The organism is Candidatus Poribacteria bacterium, from assembly GCA_021295755.1.
Taxonomy (GTDB): Bacteria; Poribacteria; WGA-4E; order WGA-4E; family PCPOR2b; genus PCPOR2b.
In genome coordinates this window covers 1-1,746 of record JAGWBT010000176.1, presented here as the reverse complement: position 1 = coordinate 1,746, position 1,746 = coordinate 1, and the positions used below count along the sequence as shown (strand labels likewise).

Below are 1,746 nucleotides of genomic sequence, written 5' to 3'. Positions count from 1 at the left end.
GCGTATTGCCGTCCCCCAAGTTCTACCCACGACAACTCCTCCTGCTGCGACTCGTCGTTCCGCCAAAAATTGATTCCCCAAACCGCATGAGGGTTTTTCTTCGGAAAACGGAGTTCCGCAAACGGGATGGAAAACTCGGCTGTCCATCGGTCCTCATATGTCGCCGAGTGCCCTGACCAATCGCAGTCCCAAGAGATAGCAGAACCGACATTAGAGCTATTTCGCCTCACGTTCCCGCCCTCGTTTGTTATCCGTCGGTCTGTCTGCGTACTAAGGGCGTTTAACGCGAAAGCGTAGCAGTTACGTTGATCTAGATAGGTGTCAAGCAAAACTTCAACGTGGTCATCAGCGAAGAAAAAAGAGTCTCGCTGGACAGAATTTGCGGCGAGGACGTTCATATCACTCTTGAAACACTCAAAACCGACATACAACCGATTCTGATCATAGAGCAGGTAAACCTTCGTTTTATGGCTGGCAGGTTCGCCGGAATTCGGTTCAAACTGAATAAAGTCGCCGGCCTGTGCCGCCTTTTGCCAACAGAGATCATCTAGCTTTCCATCGATTTTCGGCGGCGAATCGGTCTCGACAGCTGCGATCTTTCTGAGCATCGGATCCGCTGCCGCGCGGATTGTGCTCAGGGGCATCGCAAGGGTGCCCGCTACAACTAAAGTTAATAAAAGTTTGATCATCCACTCCTCCAAGTTCCCTGTAGGATCTAATGCGCCCTATTTTCGCAAAAGGGAAACGAAAAAATGCAATTTCTGTAAAATAGCGTTTAACTTACATTATTATAGTGTTTCTTGACTATCTGTTCAATCTAAATCGTGTGGTTATGGGAAATAATTCGTAACTCTATCGTCCAAAATAGCGCTATCATTTTATCGTAGATTTTAACTCCGTGGTGGTGTATACTGAACCGCACATAGGCCTTATCATATTATTCTGTTAGGACTTACGCACTTCAGTCCTAAGAGCAGATAGGGATACAGATTTCGCTGATTTTCGCTAATAAAAAGAGAAAAGGGATAGAAATCTGTGTTCAACCCCGTTTATCAGTCACATTTGAATCTAGGACTTACGCAAATTCAGCACGCGACGCGAGATTTTTTTCCTCTGATAAGAGGGGAAAGACAAGGGAGAAGATCCCCTAACCCCCTAGCCCCCCTTATCAGGGGGAAACCCTTGTCAGCGGAGTTGCAGGGGGACTTATGAACCAACTGCGTAAGTCCTATCTGTTATACAGTGGGTATAGAGAAACAGATCTGTGTCTGCGAAAATTGCCCCCGTCCACTGAGGAGGAACGCATGAAAGGACAAAGAGTTGTTTGGCCCAGCCGGGCGAAGGTTGAAATTGAGGAATTTGAATTCCCATCCCTTGGAGATAACGAGATACTGGTCGCGACCGAATGTTCGCTTATCAGCCCAGGCACAGAACGTGCTTTCCTACTTGGACTGCCCAATGCACAAGGTCGCTACCCGTCATATCCCGGCTATAGCAATATCGGAGTGGTCATTGACAGTGGTAGAGATGTAGACGGTTACAAGATCGGTGATCGTGTCGTTTCATCCAAAGGGCATACGAGTCATTTCGTCGCCACACCGGATAGCCTTCTCAAGGTAACAGAGGCAACGTTATCATCGGAAGAAGGGGTATTTTTCAACCTGTGTACTATTGCGATGCAAGGGGTTCGGAAAGCCAAAATTGAACTTGGGGAACCGGTGCTTGTGTTGGGAGGCGGTCTGATCG

At 47.8% G+C, this 1,746-nt stretch carries 2 protein-coding genes; one reads left to right on the top strand and one right to left on the bottom strand.

Annotated features, from left to right (window positions below):
- The coding region (locus J4G02_20510) for a carbohydrate binding family 9 domain-containing protein (GenBank protein ID MCE2396909.1) at positions 1 to 689 on the bottom strand (689 nt) is incomplete at its 3' end.
- 615 nt (positions 690 to 1,304) lie between these two features.
- Here J4G02_20510 and J4G02_20505 point away from each other — a divergent pair.
- Positions 1,305 to 1,746, top strand: a 442-nt coding sequence (locus J4G02_20505) for a theronine dehydrogenase (protein MCE2396908.1), incomplete at its 3' end; no start/stop codon positions are given.